The sequence below is a fragment of the Streptomyces beijiangensis genome (genome assembly GCF_017315755.1).
Lineage (GTDB): Bacteria > Actinomycetota > Actinomycetes > Streptomycetales > Streptomycetaceae > Streptomyces > Streptomyces beijiangensis.
This window is the reverse complement of the sequence record NZ_JAFLRJ010001268.1, coordinates 1-418: the sequence shown is the minus strand read 5'-3', so window position 1 is coordinate 418 and position 418 is coordinate 1. Positions and strand designations below refer to the sequence as shown.

The window sequence follows — 418 nt, the reverse complement described above, 5'->3', positions numbered from 1 at the left end:
CATCGTCTCGGCGACCCGGCGCCCAGGGCATGAACACCGGCATCCAGGGCGCGGTCAACCTGGCCTGGAAGCTCGCCGGGGTCGTCAACGGCCTGTACGAGCCCGGCATTCTCGACACGTACGACACCGACCGGCACCTCGCCGCCGAGCGCATCGTCCTGACGACCGCCAAGCAGACCAGCTGGGGCCTGTTCAAGCGCCGCCACGAGGTCGCGGCCCGCGACAACGCCCTGCGCCTGGCCCACCGCAGCGGGAGCATCCAGCGCTTCGGGGCCCCGCTGAAGGCGCAGCACGACGTCAGCTACCGGCCCGCCGAGTCACTTCGCGACACCCTGCCGGGCCTCACACGCAAGGTCCGCACCGGCGACCGCCTCCCGGTCTTCGCCCCGCACGGCACACCGCAGCCGGGCGCCGAGCG

Annotated in this window: 1 protein-coding gene; it reads left to right on the top strand. The window is 73.2% G+C overall.

Annotation, left to right across the window (positions count from 1 at the left end):
- Positions 1 to 418, top strand: a 418-nt coding sequence (locus tag J0695_RS41465; protein ID WP_206969976.1) for an FAD-dependent oxidoreductase, incomplete at both ends; no start/stop codon positions are given.